Here is a 384-nt window from a genome sequence, read left to right as displayed (position 1 = left end):
TGATGTAGCGTGTAATTCATAAAAAGATTTTATACAAACTATTAAATATATAAATAAAAATCAATGACTGAAGACTGTATCTTTGTCTAAATAATTAAGCTCCAGATTTTTGATGATGAAGATTGCCGATGTACTTGAGGAAAGCGACCCTGATAAAAAGGACAAACTATTACAGATTATTGAGGACGGAGACGCCACCGTTATCCTTTCTTCTGAATATACCCAAAGTTTAAATGAATTGATAAAGCTGGAATTCGTTTCCATTGAAAATGAGAAACTTCAGCTTACCGAAAAAGGGCAACAGGCAAAATTAATCGGAGTTAAAGGTGCTATGGAAAAAAATCCTCCTTTGACAGAGGAGCTCAAATTATCAGATTTTACCCA

The 384-nt window shown here is 33.6% G+C and carries 1 protein-coding gene; it reads left to right on the top strand.

The window, feature by feature from the left end:
* Positions 1-112: 112 nt before the first annotated feature.
* A partial coding sequence (locus HC175_RS20205) for a hypothetical protein (RefSeq protein WP_168139848.1) occupies positions 113-384 on the top strand: 272 nt, incomplete at its 3' end.

The sequence above is a fragment of the Salinimicrobium oceani genome (assembly GCF_012037645.1).
Note: the sequence above shows the minus strand (reverse complement) of the source record. Positions and strands in the feature narration are given on the sequence as shown.